This is a genomic window from Streptomyces sp. NPDC036764 (genome assembly GCF_055609385.1).
In genome coordinates, this window is sequence record NZ_JBVJPT010000005.1 from 138399 (window position 1) to 158838 (window position 20440).

The following is a 20440-nucleotide window of genomic DNA, read 5'->3' on the forward strand; positions in this document are numbered from 1 at the left end:
CACTGGTGAACATACGCACCGCACTCATACGTCTCGCCCGCGCCACCGCCACCACGGCGGCCCTGACACTGCTCACCGCGGCCACCACCACCGCCACCCACGCCACCTCCACCACGAACGATCCGGCCCCCGAGGGCACGGTGTTCGTCGACGCCGCATCTCTCCCCGCCGACGAACTGCGCGGCCTCGACCAGCCCATCCCATACGCCGAATACACCCGATCCCACGGCTCGAAGTCTGCGGCGCCGCGGGCAGCGGCCGACCCGGCTCCCGGCGACCAACAGGATCTGCGCCAGCAGTGCGCCAACCACGCGGCGCAGGCCAAAACCGCCACCGGCTGGCTCAAGTCCCGCTTCGAAAGCTGCCAGAAGCGTCCCTTCGATCTGGTCCTGCGAGACGTCAGGGGCACGACCACGCTCGGCCGCCTCAAGTTCGACCAATGGGTCCTCGGCTTCGCCTACGACGGCAGCCGTCGCGTCGACTACGTCGCCAGTATCGAGAACATATGGGTCCAGCCGATACCCACCGAGGACGCCACCAAGTGGCGGATCGGACAGCACTTCCACCACAGCGTCAACGCCTCCAGCAGCGATCCAGACCCTCAGGTGACCGCGCCGCAGACCGTGAACCGTGACGAACTGCTCGGCGTGTGGGACACCAATCCCCACTGGAGCCTCACCTACACCTCCCCGGACAAGGGCGCCTTGTTCGACCAGGGCAACCAGCAGCGCGTCTTCTCGACCGTCGCGATGGACCTGAGCGCCAGCTCCCCCAACTCCGCCCCCTTCAACGAGGGAAGCAACGTCTACAACTCAAGCGTCCGCTACGACTACGCCGGACCGGTCGCGGGCAAGCACAAGGGCACCGTCTTCACCAAGGCCCGTGTGGAACTCGCGATGAGCCAGAAGGACCCCGCGGTCAACGAAAGCGCCGTGCACATCTACGACGCCCTGAACCGCCCCGAGCGCACCTTCCCCTCCTGGCCCGGCAAGAGCGTCCCGGGATCGAAGGAACCCCTTCACCGAGTCGTCGATCCGAAGAAGATCGAAGACAATCGCAAGAAGTCCATCAAGGAATGCAAGAAGGTCTGGGGCGACTACGCCGGCAGCGGCCTGGAGTGCGACGAGTACCCCTTCGCCTCCACCAAGGAAGGGTCCACCAAGGGCGACAACCGCTTCTCCGTCCGGCTGATCGACGGTAAGGACAACCGCAAGGGCGGAGAGCGCCTCAACGAGACGTACACCCTCAACCGCGTCCTGAACGACGACCCCTTCTACGTGAAGATCACCAACTAGCAGGAAGGCACCACCGGCCATGGCGCTTCTCGCCGAACACAACGTCACCGCCACCCCTGGCCGCCGCGTGCTGGAGGTCTACGACGCTGACGCCTACCTCGGCGACGAAGCAGCCCTGGACGCCGCAGAGACACAGGTGGTGGCCGGCAACGGCTACCACCTGTACCTCCTCAGCCTGCAACCAGACATGAAAGTCCAGATGACGATCCGCATCTGGGACACCCCACCCGCACCACCCGCCGAGGCCGAAGGCCACACCGACGTCAGCCTCGAATCCGAGACAGGCATCCTGGTCATCGGCCAACTCGACCGCGGACCCGCCGGCGAGATCACCCTGCCCCGCCCCGGCATCTACGAAGGCCACGCCTGGTGGCAAGGCCGCCAAGCAGCAGCCGACTACTACAACACCACCCTCGACCAGCTCACCGATGACTCCCCCGAAGACCAGCTCACCGAAGCCTGGAACAATTGCCCCGTCACCGAACGCTACGTCCTCGACCTGGCCTACACTCGCGAACCCGAACCCATCGACGACGAAGACCTGTAAGAGGGGGCCTGCCGACAGCCCGTCGGTCACCAAGGGCATCAGCCCGGTCCGGCGACTTCTCCGTCATGGGCGGGGGTTCCGCAGCCGCGCGGACCACTCCCGGCGGTAGCGGCACCAGCCGCGCTCGCCCCTCAACCGCCACGGTGGCGCAAATGCTCAGGTCAGCGCCGTGCGCACGACCAGCCATGTTTTGTGGCTCCTGCCCAGGACTCGAACCTGCGGCCAAGCGACGCCGTCCTACCGCTTCAACTGGACGACCGTCTGGAGCACCAGCTGCCCACCCCGACCGGCGGCTTCCCTCGTTCCCATGTTCTGGGTCCCCCGCCGGGGGCACTCGCCCGGTCTCAAGCTGAAACTAGCATTTGACCTGGGTGGATGCCGACAGAAGAGGGCGGGAGTCAGTCTCACTGACTCCCGCCCTCTCTCGTTGTCTCCCACAGCTCGCGCACCATCTGCGACACACGCGACACACTCGTCAGCCGTACGGCGTGGCACGAAGCCGCACCCGACCACGATGAGGGCGATGCGACGAACGACGGGTGGGCGGCCCAAGTCGCCGGAGGCTTTGGACTAGTCGGCGCCTTGGCTTCCGAGCATCGCTGTCGGGGCCGTGTGCAATGCATGATCACCTTGGTGGAGACAGTTCGGGTTGGGCGGGAGCCGGGCCCTTAAGGAGTCCACCGGCCAACTGAGCGCTCGGGTTCCTGGGTGGAGTGGTGGCGTGGCTACCGTGGGCGCACGGCGTAAGTCAGGTGCGTCACCCTCGGGGAGGGCTCCGCGCGGACCTGTTCCAGAGCCACGCGGCCCGCGTCCACGCCCTCGAACAGGCGGATCCCGGAGCCGAACAGCACGGGTGAGAGCGCGATCGAGAACTCGTCGATCAGGCCGGCGTTCAGGTACTGCAGGATCGTCGCGCCGCCGCCCGCGATGCGGATGTCCCGGTCGCCGGCGGCCTCGCGGGCCTGGTCGAGCGCGGCCTCGATGCCGTCGTTGACGAAGTTGAAGGTCGTGCCGCCGGGCCGCTCCCACGGGTCACGCTTGGTGTGCGTCACGACGAACACCGGCGTATGGAACGGCGCCTCCTCCGGCCACGCCTGCTCGCCGGCGTCGAACATGCGCTTGCCCATCACGCTCGCACCGGTGCGCTCGAACGTCTCCCGCGCGATGTCGTTGTCGCGGCCCTCCTCGCCGCCCTCGCCCAGCTTCAGGTTCTCCCGGATGAACCGCAGCGGGAACAGCCACTGCTGCAGCTCCGCCCACTGCGCCATCCAGCGCTGGACGGCCGGGTCGTCCTGCTTATCGGGCGCCAAGAAGTCGTCAATGGGCACGGACTCGGGCGCGATGAAGCCGTCCAGCGACATCGTCACGCTGAAGAACACCTTCCCGGCCATCAGCCCTCCGCCCCCTTCCGCCTGAGGTCGGTGACGTAGGCCGCCAGGTTGCTCAGGGTCTGCCGGCCGCCCTCGATCGCGTGGTACTTCTCGATCGCCTCGTCGCGCAACTCCTTGGTGGGGAACACCGTTCGCATCTCGATCCGGGTCGCCGCACCGTCGGGCTCGAACGTCAGGACCGACTCGAAGGCGTTCGGGTCGTCCCGGGACTCACCGTGGAGCAGCGCGATCCGCTCCGGCGGGACGATCTCGGTCCAGGAGATCCACTCCTGGTAGTCCGTTCTGTCCGGTCCGTGCATCACGAAGTCCCACGCCCCGCCGACACGGAAATCGAAGGACCGCGTGGTGGTGGTGAACCCCTCCGGGCCCCACCACCGGGACAGGTGCCGCACCTCTGTAAATGCCTCGAACACCAGCTCCCGTGGGGCGTCGATGACCCGGGAGATGACGATCTCGCGGTCGGCCGTCGCGGACGGCGCCGGCCCTCCTTGTCCCGTCGCGCTCATCAGCTCTCCTCCTGCCTTGCCTGCTTGAGGTCCTGCACGTACGCGTCCAGTTGGTCGAAGCTTTCGTTCCAGAACCGCTCGAACCCACCGGTCCATTCGTGGACCGGTCGCAGCCCGCGGGCGTCAAGGCCGTACATACGCTGCTTGCCTGCCTTGCGGTCGCGCACCAGGCCGACTTCCCGGAGCACCCGTAGGTGTTTGGACGCGCGCGGCTGGGTCATCCCCAACTCCCGGGCCAACTCGGTCACCGGCCGCTCGCCCGCCCGAAGCAGCAGCAGGATCTCCCGGCGCTGCGGCTCGGCGATCGCGTTGAAGACGTCCGACGTCGTCGCTGCTCGTGCCATGGCAGCCATCGTATGCCCATATCGGCATGCGTCAAGCTGTGAGGAATCAGGCGGGTCCTGTCGGATGACGACTGGCCGGCGGCGTCCGCGGCCCGCAACGCCGAGCTGTCAAATGGACGCAGGAGCCGCGCAAGCCAAACCCTGATGGTGCTCCGGAGTCGTGTGCGCAGGTTCGAATCCTGCCGGGGCACTCGCCTGGTCACCTACGAACTTCGTACCTGACCAGCGCGGATGCCGAAACGAGAGAGCGGGAACCAGTCTCACCGGATCCCGCTCTTTTCCGTTGCCTCGCGCTGTTCGCGATAGACCTGCGATGGACGTGACGGCCACCCAGCTAGGTCCAGGACGGCGAGTCGTCCAGCCGCTGCAGGTCTAGCCGTCGCACTGCGCACCATCCTGCTCAGTCGGCGTGCACCAGGCCGGCACACGCCTCACTTGGACCGTATGGCCGGTCCTCTTCCTAACGCTTGCCCACCGGGAGGGCGTCGAACTTCCGGCCCGCGCATACGACTTCAAGCCCCAAACGAACGACTGAGTTGAAACTTCTCTACTGGTTCATGCGCATCAACGGCCACTCTGGCCCGCATGCCACCGGCTCGGATGGATGGCGGGCGTGGCTACCAGAAGGTAAGAACCCGCTGCGGCTGGTGCCGTTGGCTCCACGACTTCAGCCGGCCACTTTGGCGCGAGACTCGAAAGATCGCAGACCCAACTTCGTGCTTTATCGGGCAGATCCGCAGACTGCCCGGCACACCGAAAGCTTGCGAGGCCATGATCGCTCGCGCCAAAGCCGCTCCTGGCCAAGGTCATTCCACCGGCCATCAGGGCCAGCGGCCGGCCGTAGCCTGGCCGCACTGGCTCAATCGAGGTAGGGGCAGGGCGGACCGAGACCTAGCCAAGAAATTCATCCGCCTGCAAGAGACCTTGCCTCACCTGAGCAGGCAATTGCATTTGCTCCGATTTCCGCGCGTCCCAAACCACTACGCCATGTCTTGCAATAAAACTCAGCGGAATTTTCGGATTATTCAGGTGAACCGGCGCCCCGCCTTCCCGGCGAAGGGACTCCTGACTCCTCAACTTGTTTTCCCAAAGAGAGAAGTAGCGCTCCAGGTGCACCGGAGAAATCTCGTAGATTACTTCAGGGTTGGATTGATCGAAGACCGCCACGATCCAAAGGTGTACCTGCCTGTAGCGCTCCACGTTCTCAAGCGTGAGAGTATGCTCAGTGGTCACATTCAGGTACGACTTGCGCTCGCCCTTGGCGCTTACACGAGCTACGGTCTTGATCTCGTATTCGCGACCCTGGTCGTCAACCGCATCATTGCCGGTGCGATCCCCGCCCTTGGTGAGATTGAAGAGTGAAAGGAGCATGAGCTCCTTGTATCCGCCGTCATCAAAGACGTTATGAATACGTCGAACACTCGCAAGCTCTTGCAGGGCATTACCGATTCTTACAATTTCGGTAATATCACCCTGCGGCTGCAGGACGGCCTCAGCCTCGTACCCATCAATAGTCACAACGGCGACGATCTCGTGAACACCCCTGCGGCGTCTACAGACTATGAGTAACGTCCGGATTCTGAAGTCAGCGCAGGTCTGCGAAAACTAAAAAAGCAGTTCGACTTCTTCCGCGGGACCGCGGTGCAGCCGTCCGGACTTTGAGTCAACGGTCCACCCGTCTTCGACGAGTGCCGCGGTTACCACCCTGAGATCGATTTCTTCGAGATGCCAGCCTTCACTAATCCCAGCGCGCAGCAACTCGAGATAGAGGTGACTCGGTGTCGCAGGGTCCGCTGCAGCAAGCTCACGGATTTTATGGCTGACCGTGTCTGCATCCACGTGTCGCAGAGGACGCGCCTGTTGTGCGGAATCAGCAGCTTCCATCGTGATGATGAGGTCGAGCGTGGCGACATGCTCGAATCCGGAGGCGAGACCCTTGACTGATCGCTGGCCCTTATTGAGGACAACCAAGGCTTCCGGAATGATACGTAGCCCAGCAGCCCGAATGGACCTCTGAACCAGCTCCCATACTTCACCGGATGAGTTTCCGAAAACCATACTGATCTTGCCGTTCGGACGCAGCACCCTGAGGCACTCGGAAAGTGCTGCCGTAAGCAAGCGTTCGTAGCGATCCGCGGTCCGCTCGCCCTTCGTACCCTTGCGATCGACCACAGCCTCACGGCTCACATCGCTGAATCCATCAAGCCAAGCCTCTTGGAACAACGCCATGTCTGCATAGAAGAGGTTGGATCCAAACGGCGGATCAGTGAAAACGTAGTCAACGCTTCCAGTGGCAAGCGGAATTTTGTCTGCGCTACTGATTTCGTAAGCAACATCAGGAGAATCTGCAGCTTCGGACCCTACGGAAACCCTTCTGGCAGCCCTTACCCAGTCGTCAGACTTCAAGACTGCAGAAACCTTGCGGGTAAATAGATCGTAGACGTTCCACTCGTAGAATACGGATGCAACGTAGTAGTTTGCGTTCGCGGCATTCAGCGGTCGGGCTTTCGACCACTGATATCGCTTCGATGCCCTGGTCAAGCAGGCCGTGAAAGCAAACAGCAGCTTGGAGCGGATTTTCCGGTCGTCCACGGCGGAGATCTTATTATGGAGCTCGGTCAAAACTGCAAGGTTGCGCGCAGAGTAGAATGAGCCAATGGTCGTCATTCCACTTTTGCCAAGCGCAGAAGCCTTATACATCTGACGATCTGGCGTGATCTCCACCCTAGGGAAGTTGATCCCCTCTAGCGATGTCACGGATAGTTCGCAGGGATCCTGCTCAATCTGCACTGCACTGCAGTTGCAGACGACGTAGTCGAGTACTCGCTCCTCGCCCACGCGGCGATTTCTACTCGAAACCGGATCCCCGCAGCGCGGACAGGCCATGGCCGGCTTTGACCAACCGGCCTTCTCCAACGAACGGTAGTAGTTGACAGGCGCTTCACAACCACGACACTCAACAACAAACGACCAGACAGATTTTGCCAGAGTTGCACTCGCACTACAGCGTGAGCACTTGACGGAATATAGATCCCCAAGTGCATCCTTTGAAGCCGCTACAACCTCGTGGGCAAATTTTCCGAAATCGCTAGAATTTACCAGATTCGCATAGTTTCGGCCGATGTGCTGGCCGAGAACGCTGATGTCGAAAAGTTTCGCAGAGCGGCCCGTCATAGCAGCGGCAACGCCGGTCATCCCCGAGCCTGCGAATGGGTCCACCACCACATCACCCGGCTTCGAGTACGCCTCGATGAAGGGAATGATGGCGGGAACGGGGACCTTCGTCAGGTAGGCGTGCGCCATGTAGGCAGGGTCACTCCTGCCCACAGAGAGCTCCTCCGGGACGCTTCGAACGTTACTCATAGTCTGTAGCCCTGTCGCATTAGTTGATCTAGTGTCTTAGCCGCAATGACTACGCACGGTAATCAACAGGACGCGCTCGCCCACAGGCTGGCATTTGGCGCTCGCGTTCGCTCATTGCGGGAACAGGCCGGGATGTCTCAGGAGGAGCTTGCTCACACGGCGGGCCTCCATCGCACGTACGTCTCAAGCCTTGAGCGCGGACAGCGCAACGTTGGGCTTGACAACATCGTGGCCCTAGCCCGAGCCCTCCAGGTAGCGACGTCGACGCTGCTCCACGGCGTTTGACGCTCCACGACCTGTTCCCTCGCCCTCGCTCAGCGTTCGCGCGCACGTATCCGCGAGTCTCGGAGCCAGCACTACATGTACACCACCCGGATGGGGCACTATATCGTCGACCAACACGCCACAGCAACGAGCATCATGCTGTGGATGTCGTCATGCTCAAACTCGGGCACACTTGCTTGTGCGGCAACTGGGAATCACTTTCCTGCTATCAATTGGCGATCAACTCTCGCGATATAGCACCGAATGAACTTGCTGTTTCGGACTATCCGGTGGTCGACGAGCGGGCCGCCCGTCAATGGCCCTCGGATCACCTGAACTTGCCAAGTGCGGCGCTCGTCCAGTGGCGGCGCCCGGCGTTCGTCCGCGGTGTGCGGGAGTATCATCTCTCGGCGCCCTCACAACTACTCGAAGGTATTTGATGGGCTTCAAGGAAGATGCGGATTTCGCTCGGTTCCTGAGCATGGGGGTTTACGCCGCCGACGAGATTGCCCGAGACCTCGAGCAAAATCACGGGCACCGTATCATCGAGCTCGAGCGGTATGCCAAGGCCAACAAGGTATGGCAGACAAAGGTCAAGCGGATGCGCCTACCTGACCTCATGTGCGTTAGCTGTGGGCGCCGTTTCGAGTCCAAGGGCAAGACAAAGCTTGAGGTCAAGCTCTCCGACTCCACGGTGCCAGGGCGCGCCTGGCGCGACGGCGGCATGCGCCTGGACGACGTCTTCGCCTTCGCACGTGTCGACATGAAGACGAGCCCTGTGAGCGTGTCGCACCTTGTCTACGTGACTCGGCGGAGCTTGGAAGATGCTCGAGGGTCCTCCAGGGAGGGCAACCGAAAGGCAGTATCCGAGGGATCGGAGATGGACCGTACGTGGCCTATGTGGGCCCCGGGCTATGCCGGTGAGGTCGTCGTAGTCGACGACGACCGCAAGAAGGTTCGCGTCACCAAGGGCACCAGCACGTATCTCTACGGGAGCGGTAGCCGGTGGGAGGCATTCCATGCGTTGGCAGAAGGGACGGCATTCGAGGCCGGTCAGCCGGTCGCGTTCTGCTTCCGCACGGCTGACTCGGTCGGCTGCGCCGGCGAAGGGTCCTGGGACTGGCAGGAAGACCTCCTGGCGAGTGACGAAGACATTCGATTCCCGGCCGTCAAAGCAGCCCGGTTCCTCGGTGCGGAGTCGGTCGAGGACATCCTCATCGGCGTAGCGGACAACGAGGCCAACGACTGGCGAGTGCGCCTCGAAGCGCACGCCAGCCTCGCCCCCAAGCGCCCGGCATCCGTCGCAGCACTGCTCGAACTCGCTGAATGCGCTGACTCGACCGACGAGGTGCGCATGGAGGCGGTGTTCTCTCTGTCGGAGATCGATACCGAGGAAGCCGCGGAGGCGCTGCACTCGGTTGCCGGCAGCACCGAGCCGGCAGTTCCAGAAGAGGTGCGTGCGGCTGCCGCCTGGGGGCTCGGGACTGGGGCTCGCAAGGCACCCGCCAAGCTCATGCGCCTCGTCGACGATCCCAGCGTGCTTGTCGCGACGCATGCGGCGGCGGTCATGCCGGCAGACCTGCCCCAGGAGTGCTTGGACGAACTCCGCGACTGGCTTCGTACAGGCAACCTGCGCCGGGCCGCTACTGCTGCGCACCTGCTGGCTGAGCGCGATCTTGTCGCCGAGCTCGTCGATGCCCTCCCGACGGCGCCGGAGGCCGTTCGCAAGCTGATAGTCCTGGCGCTCGGGGATGCCTCACGTCAGGCCGTTTCCGGTCTGCTGAGCGGGCTCGATGCTCAAAGCCGTGCCGGCATCGCCATTCTGTGGGCGAAGAACGACGACTGGCTCCGTCAGCCGGACACGGACGGCATTCTCGGCGCTCTGAAGCTCCAGACGCTACGCCGGTAGCAGTGACTCGAGGACTGCCCAGGGGGACGCTCGCTTACGGCGTTGTGGCTCCGACGGGTCCCGCGCCTAACCGCCACCGAGCCCCGCCCCCAGCCATCCACACCTAGGCCACCGAGCCCCGCCCTCAGCCATCCACACCTACCGCCACCGAGCCCCGCCCCCAGCCATCCGCGCCTACCGCTACCGAGCCCCTCCCCCATACCCCTGCTGTCGGCCCCATTGATCCGCATCCCCGTCCGGCAGGAGTTCCGCTGCCCGGTGTTGGGTGTGTGCGGCTGCTATTTGGGCCTCCGTCACAGCGTCTCCGCGTTCGCGCACCAGGTCTTCATATATGGGCAGGTGATCGTTTTCGGCGGGGGTGCGTGTCACTGTGTCATCCTTCCGCTGGGTATCGCCGTCAGGCCCTGTTCAGGCGGGCGGCAATTCCGTGTCCGAGGAGCAAATAGAGGACTGCCGGAAGGCCGTAATTGAGGACGACCCGTAGGCCCTCTGTGTCCATCGTGAAAATGTCCCGTGCCCATCCGGAGAGCAGGTCCGCGGCCCCGTGGACGAACTCCACGAACGCGTTGCCCTGGTTCGCGTCGAGCAGGTACAGGGCGATCCACAGGCCGAGCAGACCGGCGGAGACGTCGGCGATCGTGCAGATCGTCAGGGCTGCTCTGCGAGCGGTGGCCTGGTTGCGCGCGGTGGGATCCTGGGCCGGGTGCTGGTCGTACGTCTGGTATCCGGATACCGGGTCGGTGTTCACAAGAAATCCGATCTGACGCATTGATGGGCCGACTGGCCACCGCGCGGTGCCGGGATTCGGACTTTGCGCGGTGACTACCTTCCGCCTAGTTCTGCGCCGGACGAACGCGACCGTGTTACACCACTGCCGGGGACATCCCAAATATGGCTGCCTAGTGGCCTATTCGGGGCCCTTACCCGATTGTTCACGTGCGAGTGCACATTTGCGGATGCAGTGCGAGGTCCTCGGGGATCAGGACTGGCCGGCGGTCGGGAGCATCGCCCAGACCGTCTTGCCCAAGGGGTGCCGTCGGGTCCAGCCCCAGTGTTCGGACAGGCTGTCGATGATGCGCAGACCACGGCCGTGCTCGTCGAAGGGGTCCGAGGTGTGCGGGTACACCGGCGGGTGGTCGCTCGGGTCGGTGACCGCGCAGACCAGGTGGGCCGGGCGGCGGAGGCTGAGCCTGAGCCAGATCCCGGCGTCGGCCGAGAGGTGGGCCGCGCAGTGCGGTGCGGCGTGCAGTACGGCGTTGGCGAGCAGTTCGGTGACGACCGTCAGGGCGTCGGGGCCGCAGTGGTCGAGCTCCCAGTCGTTCAGCGTGCGACGGACGAAGTCGCGGGCCTGGCCACAGCCGCGTTCGGCGCCGACGAGACGCAGGACGGCGGAGTTGGGCGTGCTGTGCGGAGGTTCTGGCGTGGCGAGCCGGCGCGGGCCAGGGGTGCCGGCGTGCGAATGCGGCCTCGCGGTCACACCCTCGGCAGCGGTCAACCCCCCAGCCGCGGTCAAACCCTCGGCCGCGGTCGACCCCCCAGCCGCGGTCAAACCATCAGCAGCGGTCAGCCCTTCCGCCGCGGCCAACTCCTCATGCGACGCAGCGTCCTGGGGCAGTCGGAGCCCTTCGTACGCAGGTAACGACACAACGTCTCCCCTGATACACGGTCAGGACTGGGCGTCCGCGCTGCACTTGACGCCAAGGGCTATTATCCACGCCGACGGCGTCTCCGTGCAATTTCACGGGAAATTTCGCGGGTGATGTCGGCCAGAGCACGTGATGCGGCCCGGGTCCGCCGGGGCGATGGGGCGCGCGCGTGGCGGAACGTGAGCAAGGAGAGTGCAGTGCCAACAGCATCGAACGGCGTACGAGCAAGCTCGTTGGGCGTCCGCTGGATCAAGAGCCGGCACAGCAATGCCGAGGGCAACTGTGTCGAGGTGGCCGCCCTGGACGACGGCAGTGTCGCCATGCGCAACTCCCGCCACCCCGACGGGCCGGCCCTCGTCTACACCCCCGCCGAGATCGCGGCCTTCCTGGCGGGCGCCAAGGACGGAGAGTTCGACCACCTGGCGTGAGACGGGCCCCCGCCCGGAAGCACGTGAGTCGGTGGAGGGTGAAACGCCGCCCGCAAACGGAAGTTGAGCCTTCCACTTCTCACGGTTCGGGCGCCATGAGGCGCCGGGATGCGATAATGCGGTCTGTCGTATGCCGGTCTACGGGGAGTCAGGATGTCGCCCGAGTCACCTCGCATCTCCCGCCTCGAACCCTATCTGGACCGGACCGAGCCCGCGCCGACCTTGCTGAAGATGCTGGTCGGCGTCCAGTTGGCGGGTATCCGTGAGGACTTCGGCCTGTCCCAGGACCAGGCTGCGCGGGCCGTGGGATTCAGTCCCGCGAAGCTGTCGCGCATCGAGGCGGGCAAGGGCCGTCGGCCGCCCACGGAGGCGGACGTCCGCGCCCTGCTGGAGCATTATCGCGCCGAGGAGTACGAAGCATCGGTGCTGCTTCAGTTGCTGCGGCGTGCCGGCGAGCCGGGCTGGTGGCAGCGCTACGACAAGCGGCTGATGCCGGAGTGGTTCGACCGGCTGGTCGGGCTTCAGGAGGCCGCGACGCACATCCGTACCTTTGAACTCCAATACGTGCCGGGCCTGTTGCAGACCGACGACTACACCCGCGCCGTCGTCGAGCGCGGACTGCCTAACGCGCCGGCCCGTGAGGTGCAGCGTCGGGTTGAGCTGCGGATGCGCCGACGGCAACTGCTGCACCGTCCGGACCCGCCCCAGCTCTGGGCGGTCGTCGACGAGTCGGTGCTGCTGCGTGTCCTGGGCAGCCGTGAGGTGATGCACACGCAGCTCGAGCACCTCGTGGAGATGGCCCAACGGCCGCATGTGACCGTGCAGATCGTGCCGCTGGACGCCACCAACGCCTCGGCGCCCGCCATGCCGGTCACCTATCTCCGGTTCGGCGGCATCGACCTGCCCGACATCGTCTACCTGGAGCACATCAAGAGCGCGGCCTTCCTGGAGGACCGCGACGAGACCGAGGAATACCGCCTCGCCCTGGACCGCCTGGGCGACGAGGCCCTCAATCCGCGCGAGTCACTGGAGCGGATGCGCGAGACGATGAAGCGGTACGCGTAGCGAGACTCCGGCCCGGGAGCGGCAGCGAAGCCCGCTCCCCCGCCTGTCCGTCCCTACGGCAGACCCGCTCCCCCGCCTGCCCGTCCCTACGGCAGACCCGCTCCCCCGCCTCCCCTGTCCTAAGCCAGCCGCCCCACGCCGCCGAACTCGATCCACTCCTGGGTGAGCTGGCGCGGCGCCACCTCGGTGTCGGGGCGCCAGGTGGAGACCTCCACCAGGCCGGGGTCGAGGATCTCCAGGCCGTCGAAGTACTCGGCGACGTCCTTCTCCTGACGCACCCGGCCCCAGTGCCCCTGCGTCGCCTGGTCCATGAAATCGGTGACGAACTTGCGGACCTCTGGGTCGTCGCTGACCAGTTGGCACATCACCATGAAGCTGCCGGGCGCCAGGCGCTCGCGCACCCGGCGGGCCACGGCGAGCGGCCCGTCGGTGTCGCTGTCGGGGATGCAGTGGAACACCGAGTTGAACAGCACCGCCACCGGCTGGGAGAAGTCGAGCAGCCGCTCGGTGTCCGGGTGGGAGAAGATCAGGTCCGTCTCGCGCATGTCGGCGTGGATGACGGCGGTGTTGTTGTTCTGGTCCAGCAGGGCGCGGCCGTGGACGAGGACCATCGGGTCGTTGTCGACGTACACCACGCGCGAGGTGGGGTCGATGGCCTGCGCGACCTGGTGGACGTTGTTCTGGGTGGGCAGGCCGGATCCGTGGTCGAGGAACTGGCGGATGCCGAACTCGCGGGCCAGCGTCCCGACCACCCGCTGAAGGAAGCGGCGGTTGTTCAGGGCGAGGGCCCGGGTGCTGGGGACGACCTTGTCCAGCTCCTCGCAGGCGGCGCGGTCCGAGGCGTAGTTGTCCTTGCCTCCGAGGTAGTGGTCGTACATGCGCGCGGCCGTGGGGACCGTGGCATCGATCGACGTCGACAGTTGCTTTCCAGGCTCCATGGCTTCCCCCAGGGGCAGGACGGCCGAGGAGATCACCTCGCCGACAACACATCCTAGGGAGGCCGCAGTTGGTCGGGCCAGTCCATCGCTCAAGCACCGGGAGAATGACACCCTTGACGGGGAGGGCGCGCACGGAATCCGCTGCTGGACGGCGGCCGACGTGCCCGAGGACGGCACCTCTGGTGCGGGACGTCCCGAATGTCGCTGTGTCGTCAATTGTTCGTAGGTGCCTACGAGGCGGCACTGCCTTGTCCCGGTACGGGCCCGTCAGCGCGCGGCCCTCTCGGTCGTGACGGCCCGTCCGTGAGGGCTTCTCGGACGCCTTTCATGATCAGGGCTGTGCGGCCGGTCACTTCGAACTAAGGTTCTCGACCGGAAGCCACATTCGACGGGGGTACGCACGTGGCCGATGCGGCGCGTTCGCAGGACGACACCGCGCACGACGGGGGGAGGACCGGCCGGTTCACCGGCATGGGTCCCTTCATGCTCGTCTGGAGCGGGCAGGCGGTGTCCCTGGTCGGCAATTCCGTCCTGCGGTTCGCCTTCGTCTTCGAGACCTGGTCGGCCACGGGCCGCGCGACGGCGCTGACCACGCTGTCGCTGTGCGCGCTGCTCCCCCAGGTGCTCCTCAGTCCGCTCGCCGGAGCCTTCGTCGACCGTGTCAAACGTCGTACGGCGCTGCAGCTCGCGGACGGCGGCGGGCTGCTGGTCGTGGCGCTCCTCGGCGTCCTGCACTTCACCGGCGGGCTGCGCACCTGGGAGGTCTACGGGGCGGTCATGCTGCTCGGCGGTGCCGCCGCCTTCCAGTTCCCGGCGCTCGGCGCGGCCGTGCCGCTGCTGGTGGACAAGAGCCGACTCCAGCGCGCGAACAGCCTGTTGGCGAGCGCCAAGAGCACCGCCGACGTCGGCGGCCCGGCGCTGGGCGGGCTGCTGGTGGCGTTCTCCGGGCTCGGCTTCATCATCGTCGCCGACCTGGTGAGCTTCGCTCTCGCACTGGCCGCGATCCGGGTCGTGCGGATGCGTGGGGACACCGGTCCCGGGGCGAAGCCGGGCGGCGGTCCGCGCAAGAAGCTCATCGCCGAGGCCGTCGAGGGGATGCGCTTCCTCTTCCGCTTCCCGAGCCTGCGCGATCTGATGCTGGCGTTCTGCTTCGTCAACCTGGTCATGGTCTTCGGCTTCGCCGCCGTACAGCCCATGGTGCTGGCCCGTTCCGGCGGCGAGACCTCGGCGCTGGCGAGCGTCAACACCGCGATCGGGGTCGGCGGGGTCGCGGGCGGGCTGCTGATGGCGGCCTGGAGCGGGCCGCGGAACCGGGCCCGGGGCATGCTGCTCGGGATCATCGGCATGTGTCTGTCCGCCCAGGTGGCGATGGCGCTCGCCGGCGAGGTGGTCGGCTGGTGCGCGGCCATTCTCGTGGGCGCGGCGCTGATGCCGATGATCAACGGCACGATGCAGGCGATCGTGCAGACGAAGGTTCCGCAGGAGTGGCACGGGCGGGTCTTCGGCGCGGTGATGTTCCTGTCGCAGATCTCCGTCCCGCTGGCCACCGCGGTCTCCGGCCCGCTGGCCGACCACGTCTTCGAACCGCAGGCCGCGGACGGCGCCGGCATCTTCGTGGTGCTGGGGCCGCTCCTCGGGGACGGGCCCGGCAGCGGCATGGCCGCCATGCTGCTCATCGCGGGCCTGTGCGGCATCACCGTCGCGGTGCTCAGCATGTCCCGGCGCACGGTTCGGGAGATCGACTCGCTGCTGCCCGATGTAGCCGACGATGCCGCCGGCTCCCCTGACGCCGGCGAGCCTGCCGACAGCGCCGGCGACTCTGCGAGCCCCGGCGATCCCGGGGCCCCGCAGGGCACCGGCAAACCCGACAACCCCGAGAACAAAGCACTCGTGGAGGGCTGACCATGACCACCAATCCGTTCGAGGACGAGAACGGGACGTATCTCGTCCTCACCAACGCCGAGGGCCAGTACTCGCTCTGGCCCGACGGGATCGCCGTGCCGGCCGGGTGGGACGTGGCGCTGACCGCGAGCAGCCGTGCCGAGTGCCTCGCCTTCGTCGAGGAGCGCTGGACCGACATATGTCCCGCCCCCGCGGGCGCAGACGCCTGAGATGGGAGCAACGGGGGCGTTGCACGGTGTGCATGAACTCTTCGCGGAACAGGCCCGACGGACACCGGCGGCGACCGCGCTGGTGCACGGCGAGGAACGGCTGAGCTACGGCGAACTCGACGCGCGCGCCGACCGGTTGGCCGCGCTGCTGCGTCGGCACGGCTTACGGCCGGGGGCCCTGGTGGGCGTGTATCTGGAGCGGTCCGCCGGGATGGTGGTGGCGCTGCTCGGCACGCTCAAGGCCGGTGCCGGCTATGTGATGCTCGACCCGGACTTTCCGGCGGAGCGGCTGCGCGGGATGGCGGCCGACGCGGGGGTCGCCGTGGTGGTGTCCCGCCGCGGCGTCCGCCAGCCGGTGACCGCCGCCGCGTCGGTGACGCTGGAGGACGCCGAGGAGGTGCAGCCGCACGAGTCGGGCTCGGTGGCCGTACGGCCGCACGACCCTGCCTGCGTCATGTTCACCTCCGGCTCCACCGGCCGCCCGAAGGGCATCGTCGCCTCGCATTCCGCGATCACCGGGACGCTGACCGGGCAGGACTTCGCCTCCTTCGGGACCGGCGCGGTGTGGTTGCAGACCTCCCCGGTGTCGTGGGACGCGTTCGCGCTGGAGCTGTGGGGTCCGCTGCTGAACGGCGGCCTGTGCGTACTGCACCCGGGGCAGCGCCCCGACCCCGTGGTGATGGCCGGCCTGGTCGACCGGCACGCCGTCACCTCGCTGTACCTGTCGGCCTCCCTGTTCCACGTGGTCGTGGACGAGTACCCGCGGGCCCTCGACGGGGTACGTGAACTGATCGTCGGCGGCGAGCCGTTGTCGCCCGCGCACGCGGCCCGCGCCCTTCGGCGCCATCCCGGTCTGCGGCTGAGCAACGGCTACGGCCCGGTCGAGGGCATGGTCTTCCTGACCGTTCATCCGGTCACCGCCGAGGAGCTGCGGGACGGCCGGCCGGTGCCGATCGGGCGCCCCCTCGCCGGCAAGCGGCTCCGCGTGCTGGACGAGGGGCTGCGGCCCGTCGCCGACGGCGAGACGGGTGAGCTGTACGCCGCCGGGGCGGGTGTCGCCCTCGGCTACTGCGGCCGGCCGGAGCTGACGGCCGAGCGGTTCGTGGCCGATCCGCACGGGCCGGCGGGTGAGCGGATGTACCGCACCGGGGATCTGGTGCGGCGCCGGGCGGACGGCGTGCTGGAGTATCTGGGACGGGCCGACGCCCAGGTGAAGATCCGCGGGTTCCGGGTGGAACCCGGCGAGGTGGAGACGGTTCTGGCGGGCCATCCGGGCGTCGTCCGGGCCGCTGTTCTCGCCCGCCCCGACGCCACGGGCGAGAAGCGGCTCGTCGCCTACGTCGTCCCGCGCGACGGGGACCGACGACGGCCCTCGGAGGATGAGTTGCGCGAGCACGCGGCTCGCCTGCTGGCGGACTATCTCGTCCCCGCTGCCTTCGTACTGCTGGATGCCCTGCCCCTCACACCCAACGGCAAGCTGGACCGCGCCGCGCTGCCGGAGCCCGGCCCCGTCACCGGCTCGCTCGGCTCACCTTCCGGCCGGCGGCCGTCGGGGCCGGTCGAGGAAGCGCTGTGCGGGCTGTTCTGCGAGGTGCTGGGGGTCGCGTCCGTCGGCCCCGAGGACGACTTCTTCGCGCTCGGCGGCAACTCGCTGATGGTGGCCCGGCTGCTGGGCCGGATCCAGCGGACCCTGGGCGCGCGGGTCGGCGTACGCACACTGTTCGAGAACCGGACGCCGGCGGCGCTGCTGCCGCACGTCGAGGAGACGGCAGGGAAGGACGACCTCGCCGCCGCGCCCACCCCGCTCCCGGGCGGCCGAGCGCTGCCCCTGTCCTACGCCCAGCGGCGCCTGTGGTTCCTGGACCGGGTCGACGCGGGCACCGCGTACACCCTGCCGGTGCTGGTGAAGCTGCGCGGTCCGGTCGATGCGCCGGCGCTGCGGGCGGCGCTCGCGGACGTGGCCGCGCGGCAGACGGTGCTGCGGACCGTGTTCGAGGAGCGCGACGGCGAGCCGGGGCAGCGGGTGCTGGACGGTGCCGAGGCACGGCCGCGGCTGCGGCAGGCCGACGTCGGCTCGGACGAGCTGCCGAAGGCCGTCGCCGAGGCCGCCCGGCACCGCTTCGACCTCGCTGCCGAACTGCCCCTGCACGCCGTGCTGTTCAGTGTCACGGACCGGCCGGGCGAGCACGCGCTGCTGCTCGTGCTGCACCACATCGCGGGCGACGGCTGGTCCCTGCCCTCGCTGCTGCTGGACCTGTCGCGTGCCTACGCCGCCCGCGCCGCCGGATCCGCTCCGCAGTGGGCCCCGCTGCCCGTCCAGTACGCCGACTTCGCCCGCCGTCAGCGGGAGCTGCTCGGCGCGGCCGGCGATCCCGGGTCGCTCGCGTCGGAGCAACTCGCCTTCTGGCGCAAGACCCTGGCCGGTCTGCCGCCCGGCGGTCCGCTCCTCCCGCGCCGCGCGGGCCGGCCTGCGGTGCCGGGGCGGAAAGCCGACACCGTCGTACGGCACCTGGACGCGCGGGCGCACGCGCGGATCGTCGCGACGGCGCGGGAACAGGGCGCCACGCTGTTCATGGCGCTGCACGCGGCCCTGGCCACCGCGCTGGTGCGGACCGGGGCGGGCGAGGACCTCGCGGTCGGGTCGCCGATCGCCGGGCGCGGGCACGACGGCACGGTGGACGACGTCGTCGGGTTCTTCGTCAACATGCTGGTGCTGCGCACCGACGCCTCCGGCGACCCGACCGCCCGGCAGTTGCTGGCGCGGATCCGGGAGACGGCGCTGGACGCCTTCGCGCACCAGGACGTGCCGTTCGAGGAGGTCGTGGACGCGCTGGGCCCCGTACGCCCACCGGGGCGGCAGCCGTTCACCGAGGTGGTGCTGGCGTTGCAGAACAACGCCCGCGCCGAGGTCGGCCTGCCGGGCGCCACGAGCGGCGCAGAACCGCTGCGCACCGGCACGGCGCGGTTCGAGCTGCTGGTGGACGTCACGGACGACCACTCCGCGTCGGGCGCCCCTGACGGGATGACGCTGGTCTTCGAGTACCGGACCTCGTGTCTGGAGCCGGAGTTCGTGGACGGGCTGGCGGACGCGGTCGTCGAGGCGCTGCACGCGGCGGCCGCCGAGCCGGACCTGCCGCTGTCCAGGCTTGCGCTGCCCGAGCCGCCCCGGCGGGCGGACCCGGCGCGGGACGCGGTGCTCACTCCCGCGCGCGCCGACGTCGTCCCGGCGGACTCGGCCCTGCACCGGGAGATCGCCGCCGTCTGGTCCGACGTCCTCGGCGTCGACCAAGTGGGCCCGCACGACGACTTCTTCCGGCTGGGCGGCAACTCCCTGCGCGCGGTCCGGGTCGCGGCCCGCCTCACCGGCACCGGGCGCACGGTGACCGCCGCCCAGTTGTTCACCTCGCCCACGGTCGCCGCACTCGCCGCCGAGCTGGAGCGGGCGCCGGCCGAGGCCCCCGCGGCACCGGCACCGATCCCGCGCCGGCCGCGCGTTCCCCGCCAGCCCGGCCGCACCGGCCGTACCGACACCAGCCAGAAGGAGGTGCCATGGACCTGAGCGTGATGTTCTTCGGCGCCGACAGCCCCGCGGACGGGGGAGCCGCGCCCCGGCACAGCGAGGCCTACGACGACATCCTCACCGTCGCCCGCACCGCGGACCGGCTCGGCTTCCACGCGATCTGGACGCCCGAGCGGCACTTCCAGCAGGTCGGCCAGGTGTTCCCGAGCCCGCCCGTGCTCAGCGCGGCGCTCGCGGTGGCAACCGAGCGGATCAACATCCGCGCGGGCAGCGTGATCCTGCCGCTGCACCATCCGCTGCGGATCGCGGAGGACTGGGCGGTCGTCGACAACCTCTCGCACGGCCGGATCGGGCTGTCGGCCGCGACGGGCTGGCACTCCGCCGACTTCGTGCTCGCACCCGGCAACTACGAGGACCGCCGGGAGCGGACCCTGCGGGACATCCCGCTGCTGCGGAAGCTGTGGGCGGGCGAGGCGGCCGAGTTCACCGACGGCACCGGCGCCACGGTCACCGTCCGGCCGCAGCCCCGGCCGGTGCAGGAGACCCTGCCGCTGTGGCTGACGAGCTCCGGCAACCCCGTGACCTGGGAGGCGGCCGGAAGTCTGCGGACCGGGGTGCTCGGGGCGACCGTCGGGCAGAGCCGGGAGGAACTCGCCGAGAAGATCGCCCGCTACCGGGCCGCCTGCGCCGCCGCCCCCGACCAGGGCGGCACCGACGCGCACGGCCGGGTGACGCTGATGGCGCACACGTTCGTCGGCGCGGACGACGAGGAGGCGCGGCGGCTGGCCGCCGAGCCGCTGAAGCGGTATCTGCGCTCCTACGTGCGCCAGACCACCGCGAACCGCCCGGCCGACCGGGCAACGGCGGAGCTCGACGAGGAACAGACCGCGCTGCTCGCCGAGTTCGCCTTCCACCGGTATCTGACCTGGGGCAGCCTGCTCGGCTCCGCCGAGACCTGCCGGAAGATGCTCGCCGACCTGCGTGAGCTGGGCTGCGACGAGGTCGCCTGCTTCGTGGACTTCGGCCTCGGCCGCGACGAGGTGCTGGCCGGGCTGCACCGGCTGGCGGAACTGCGGGAGGACGTGGCATGACAAGCCATTTCACGGTCTTCCC

19 protein-coding genes are annotated in these 20440 nt (G+C 67.7%); 11 read left to right on the forward strand and 8 right to left on the reverse strand.

Going from position 1 to position 20440, the window contains the following annotated elements; genetic code table 11:
• The first annotated feature begins 5 nt into the window (after positions 1 to 5).
• Positions 6 to 1295 (forward strand): NucA/NucB deoxyribonuclease domain-containing protein, encoded by a 1290-nt coding sequence (locus ACZ69Q_RS21340; RefSeq protein WP_471044041.1) that lies wholly within the window; start codon positions 6 to 8, stop codon positions 1293 to 1295.
• A gap of 19 nt (positions 1296 to 1314) precedes the next feature.
• Complete coding sequence (locus ACZ69Q_RS21345; RefSeq protein ID WP_471044044.1) at positions 1315 to 1842, forward strand: hypothetical protein; 528 nt, start codon at positions 1315 to 1317, stop codon at positions 1840 to 1842.
• Positions 1843 to 2567: 725 nt separating this feature from the next.
• Here the strand turns inward: ACZ69Q_RS21345 and ACZ69Q_RS21350 are convergent.
• The 5 genes from ACZ69Q_RS21350 to ACZ69Q_RS21370 form a co-directional block, all read right to left on the reverse strand.
• Positions 2568 to 3233 (reverse strand): dihydrofolate reductase family protein, encoded by a 666-nt coding sequence (locus ACZ69Q_RS21350; RefSeq protein WP_471044047.1) that lies wholly within the window; start codon positions 3231 to 3233, stop codon positions 2568 to 2570.
• Positions 3233 to 3739, reverse strand: coding sequence for an SRPBCC family protein (locus ACZ69Q_RS21355; RefSeq protein ID WP_471044049.1), 507 nt, complete (start codon positions 3737 to 3739; stop codon positions 3233 to 3235). Before ACZ69Q_RS21355 ends, ACZ69Q_RS21350 begins: the two co-directional genes overlap by 1 nt.
• Positions 3739 to 4083: an ArsR/SmtB family transcription factor gene (locus tag ACZ69Q_RS21360; protein WP_471044052.1), complete on the reverse strand. Its 345-nt coding sequence runs from the start codon at positions 4081 to 4083 to the stop codon at positions 3739 to 3741. The genes ACZ69Q_RS21355 and ACZ69Q_RS21360 overlap by 1 nt, the downstream gene beginning before the upstream one ends.
• Before the next feature lie 891 nt (positions 4084 to 4974).
• Positions 4975 to 5601 carry a PDDEXK family nuclease gene (locus ACZ69Q_RS21365; RefSeq protein WP_471044055.1) on the reverse strand — a complete coding sequence of 209 codons (627 nt, stop codon included), beginning with the start codon at positions 5599 to 5601 and terminating at the stop codon, positions 4975 to 4977.
• An 87-nt stretch (positions 5602 to 5688) separates the two neighbouring features.
• Positions 5689 to 7386, reverse strand: a complete 1698-nt coding sequence (locus ACZ69Q_RS21370) for a DNA methyltransferase (RefSeq protein WP_471044058.1) — start codon at positions 7384 to 7386, stop codon at positions 5689 to 5691.
• Positions 7387 to 7491: 105 nt separating this feature from the next.
• Here ACZ69Q_RS21370 and ACZ69Q_RS21375 point away from each other — a divergent pair, with 105 nt between their 5' ends.
• The 3 genes from ACZ69Q_RS21375 to ACZ69Q_RS21385 all read left to right on the forward strand — a co-directional run bounded on the left by ACZ69Q_RS21375 (position 7492) and on the right by ACZ69Q_RS21385 (position 9619).
• Entirely contained in the window at positions 7492 to 7731 is a 240-nt protein-coding gene (locus ACZ69Q_RS21375) for a helix-turn-helix domain-containing protein (protein WP_471044061.1), read from the forward strand.
• A 140-nt stretch (positions 7732 to 7871) separates the two neighbouring features.
• A complete protein-coding gene (locus ACZ69Q_RS21380) occupies positions 7872 to 8150 on the forward strand; it encodes a hypothetical protein (RefSeq protein ID WP_471044063.1) in 279 nt (92 codons plus the stop codon).
• Positions 8150 to 9619, forward strand: coding sequence for a HEAT repeat domain-containing protein (locus tag ACZ69Q_RS21385; protein WP_471044065.1), 1470 nt, complete (start codon positions 8150 to 8152; stop codon positions 9617 to 9619). Before ACZ69Q_RS21380 ends, ACZ69Q_RS21385 begins: the two co-directional genes overlap by 1 nt.
• 397 nt (positions 9620 to 10016) lie before the next feature.
• Here the strand turns inward: ACZ69Q_RS21385 and ACZ69Q_RS21390 are convergent, their stop codons facing one another.
• Both ACZ69Q_RS21390 and ACZ69Q_RS21395 read right to left on the reverse strand, forming a co-directional pair.
• The gene (locus tag ACZ69Q_RS21390; protein WP_471044067.1) at positions 10017 to 10388 is read right to left on the reverse strand and encodes a hypothetical protein; all 372 of its coding nucleotides are present in this window, start codon (positions 10386 to 10388) and stop codon (positions 10017 to 10019) included.
• A 210-nt stretch (positions 10389 to 10598) separates the two neighbouring features.
• Complete coding sequence (locus ACZ69Q_RS21395; protein ID WP_471044070.1) at positions 10599 to 11114, reverse strand: ATP-binding protein; 516 nt, start codon at positions 11112 to 11114, stop codon at positions 10599 to 10601.
• A 348-nt stretch (positions 11115 to 11462) separates the two neighbouring features.
• Here ACZ69Q_RS21395 and ACZ69Q_RS21400 point away from each other — a divergent pair, with 348 nt between their 5' ends.
• Positions 11463 to 11693 carry a DUF397 domain-containing protein gene (locus tag ACZ69Q_RS21400; RefSeq protein WP_471044072.1) on the forward strand — a complete coding sequence of 77 codons (231 nt, stop codon included), beginning with the start codon at positions 11463 to 11465 and terminating at the stop codon, positions 11691 to 11693.
• A gap of 153 nt (positions 11694 to 11846) precedes the next feature.
• Entirely contained in the window at positions 11847 to 12758 is a 912-nt protein-coding gene (locus tag ACZ69Q_RS21405) for a helix-turn-helix domain-containing protein (RefSeq protein WP_471044074.1), read from the forward strand.
• A gap of 119 nt (positions 12759 to 12877) precedes the next feature.
• Here ACZ69Q_RS21405 and ACZ69Q_RS21410 read toward each other — a convergent pair whose 3' ends face one another.
• Positions 12878 to 13696, reverse strand: coding sequence for an SAM-dependent methyltransferase (locus ACZ69Q_RS21410; RefSeq protein WP_471044076.1), 819 nt, complete (start codon positions 13694 to 13696; stop codon positions 12878 to 12880).
• A gap of 402 nt (positions 13697 to 14098) precedes the next feature.
• Here ACZ69Q_RS21410 and ACZ69Q_RS21415 point away from each other — a divergent pair, with 402 nt between their 5' ends.
• The 4 genes from ACZ69Q_RS21415 to ACZ69Q_RS21430 are packed head-to-tail and all read left to right on the forward strand — an operon-like array spanning position 14099 to position 20418.
• Positions 14099 to 15598 carry an MFS transporter gene (locus tag ACZ69Q_RS21415; RefSeq protein WP_471044078.1) on the forward strand — a complete coding sequence of 500 codons (1500 nt, stop codon included), beginning with the start codon at positions 14099 to 14101 and terminating at the stop codon, positions 15596 to 15598.
• Between the two features lie 2 nt (positions 15599 to 15600).
• Positions 15601 to 15807 (forward strand): MbtH family protein, encoded by a 207-nt coding sequence (locus ACZ69Q_RS21420; protein ID WP_471044080.1) that lies wholly within the window; start codon positions 15601 to 15603, stop codon positions 15805 to 15807.
• A 28-nt stretch (positions 15808 to 15835) separates the two neighbouring features.
• Entirely contained in the window at positions 15836 to 19366 is a 3531-nt protein-coding gene (locus ACZ69Q_RS21425) for an amino acid adenylation domain-containing protein (RefSeq protein WP_471044082.1), read from the forward strand.
• Positions 19357 to 20418: a MupA/Atu3671 family FMN-dependent luciferase-like monooxygenase gene (locus tag ACZ69Q_RS21430; RefSeq protein WP_471044084.1), complete on the forward strand. Its 1062-nt coding sequence runs from the start codon at positions 19357 to 19359 to the stop codon at positions 20416 to 20418. Before ACZ69Q_RS21425 ends, ACZ69Q_RS21430 begins: the two co-directional genes overlap by 10 nt.
• The last annotated feature ends 22 nt before the right edge of the window (positions 20419 to 20440 follow it).

Coding starts and splice junctions, on each gene's coding strand:
- ACZ69Q_RS21390 (WP_471044067.1), bottom strand. CDS start 10,388: ATGCGTCAGATCGGATTTCTTGTGAACACCGACCCGGTATCCGGATAC.
- ACZ69Q_RS21430 (WP_471044084.1), top strand. CDS start 19,357: ATGGACCTGAGCGTGATGTTCTTCGGCGCCGACAGCCCCGCGGACGGG.
- ACZ69Q_RS21405 (WP_471044074.1), top strand. CDS start 11,847: ATGTCGCCCGAGTCACCTCGCATCTCCCGCCTCGAACCCTATCTGGAC.
- ACZ69Q_RS21375 (WP_471044061.1), top strand. CDS start 7,492: ATGACTACGCACGGTAATCAACAGGACGCGCTCGCCCACAGGCTGGCA.
- ACZ69Q_RS21385 (WP_471044065.1), top strand. CDS start 8,150: ATGGGCTTCAAGGAAGATGCGGATTTCGCTCGGTTCCTGAGCATGGGG.
- ACZ69Q_RS21355 (WP_471044049.1), bottom strand. CDS start 3,739: ATGAGCGCGACGGGACAAGGAGGGCCGGCGCCGTCCGCGACGGCCGAC.
- ACZ69Q_RS21370 (WP_471044058.1), bottom strand. CDS start 7,386: ATGGCGCACGCCTACCTGACGAAGGTCCCCGTTCCCGCCATCATTCCC.
- ACZ69Q_RS21350 (WP_471044047.1), bottom strand. CDS start 3,233: ATGGCCGGGAAGGTGTTCTTCAGCGTGACGATGTCGCTGGACGGCTTC.
- ACZ69Q_RS21345 (WP_471044044.1), top strand. CDS start 1,315: ATGGCGCTTCTCGCCGAACACAACGTCACCGCCACCCCTGGCCGCCGC.
- ACZ69Q_RS21410 (WP_471044076.1), bottom strand. CDS start 13,696: ATGGAGCCTGGAAAGCAACTGTCGACGTCGATCGATGCCACGGTCCCC.
- ACZ69Q_RS21420 (WP_471044080.1), top strand. CDS start 15,601: ATGACCACCAATCCGTTCGAGGACGAGAACGGGACGTATCTCGTCCTC.
- ACZ69Q_RS21360 (WP_471044052.1), bottom strand. CDS start 4,083: ATGGCACGAGCAGCGACGACGTCGGACGTCTTCAACGCGATCGCCGAG.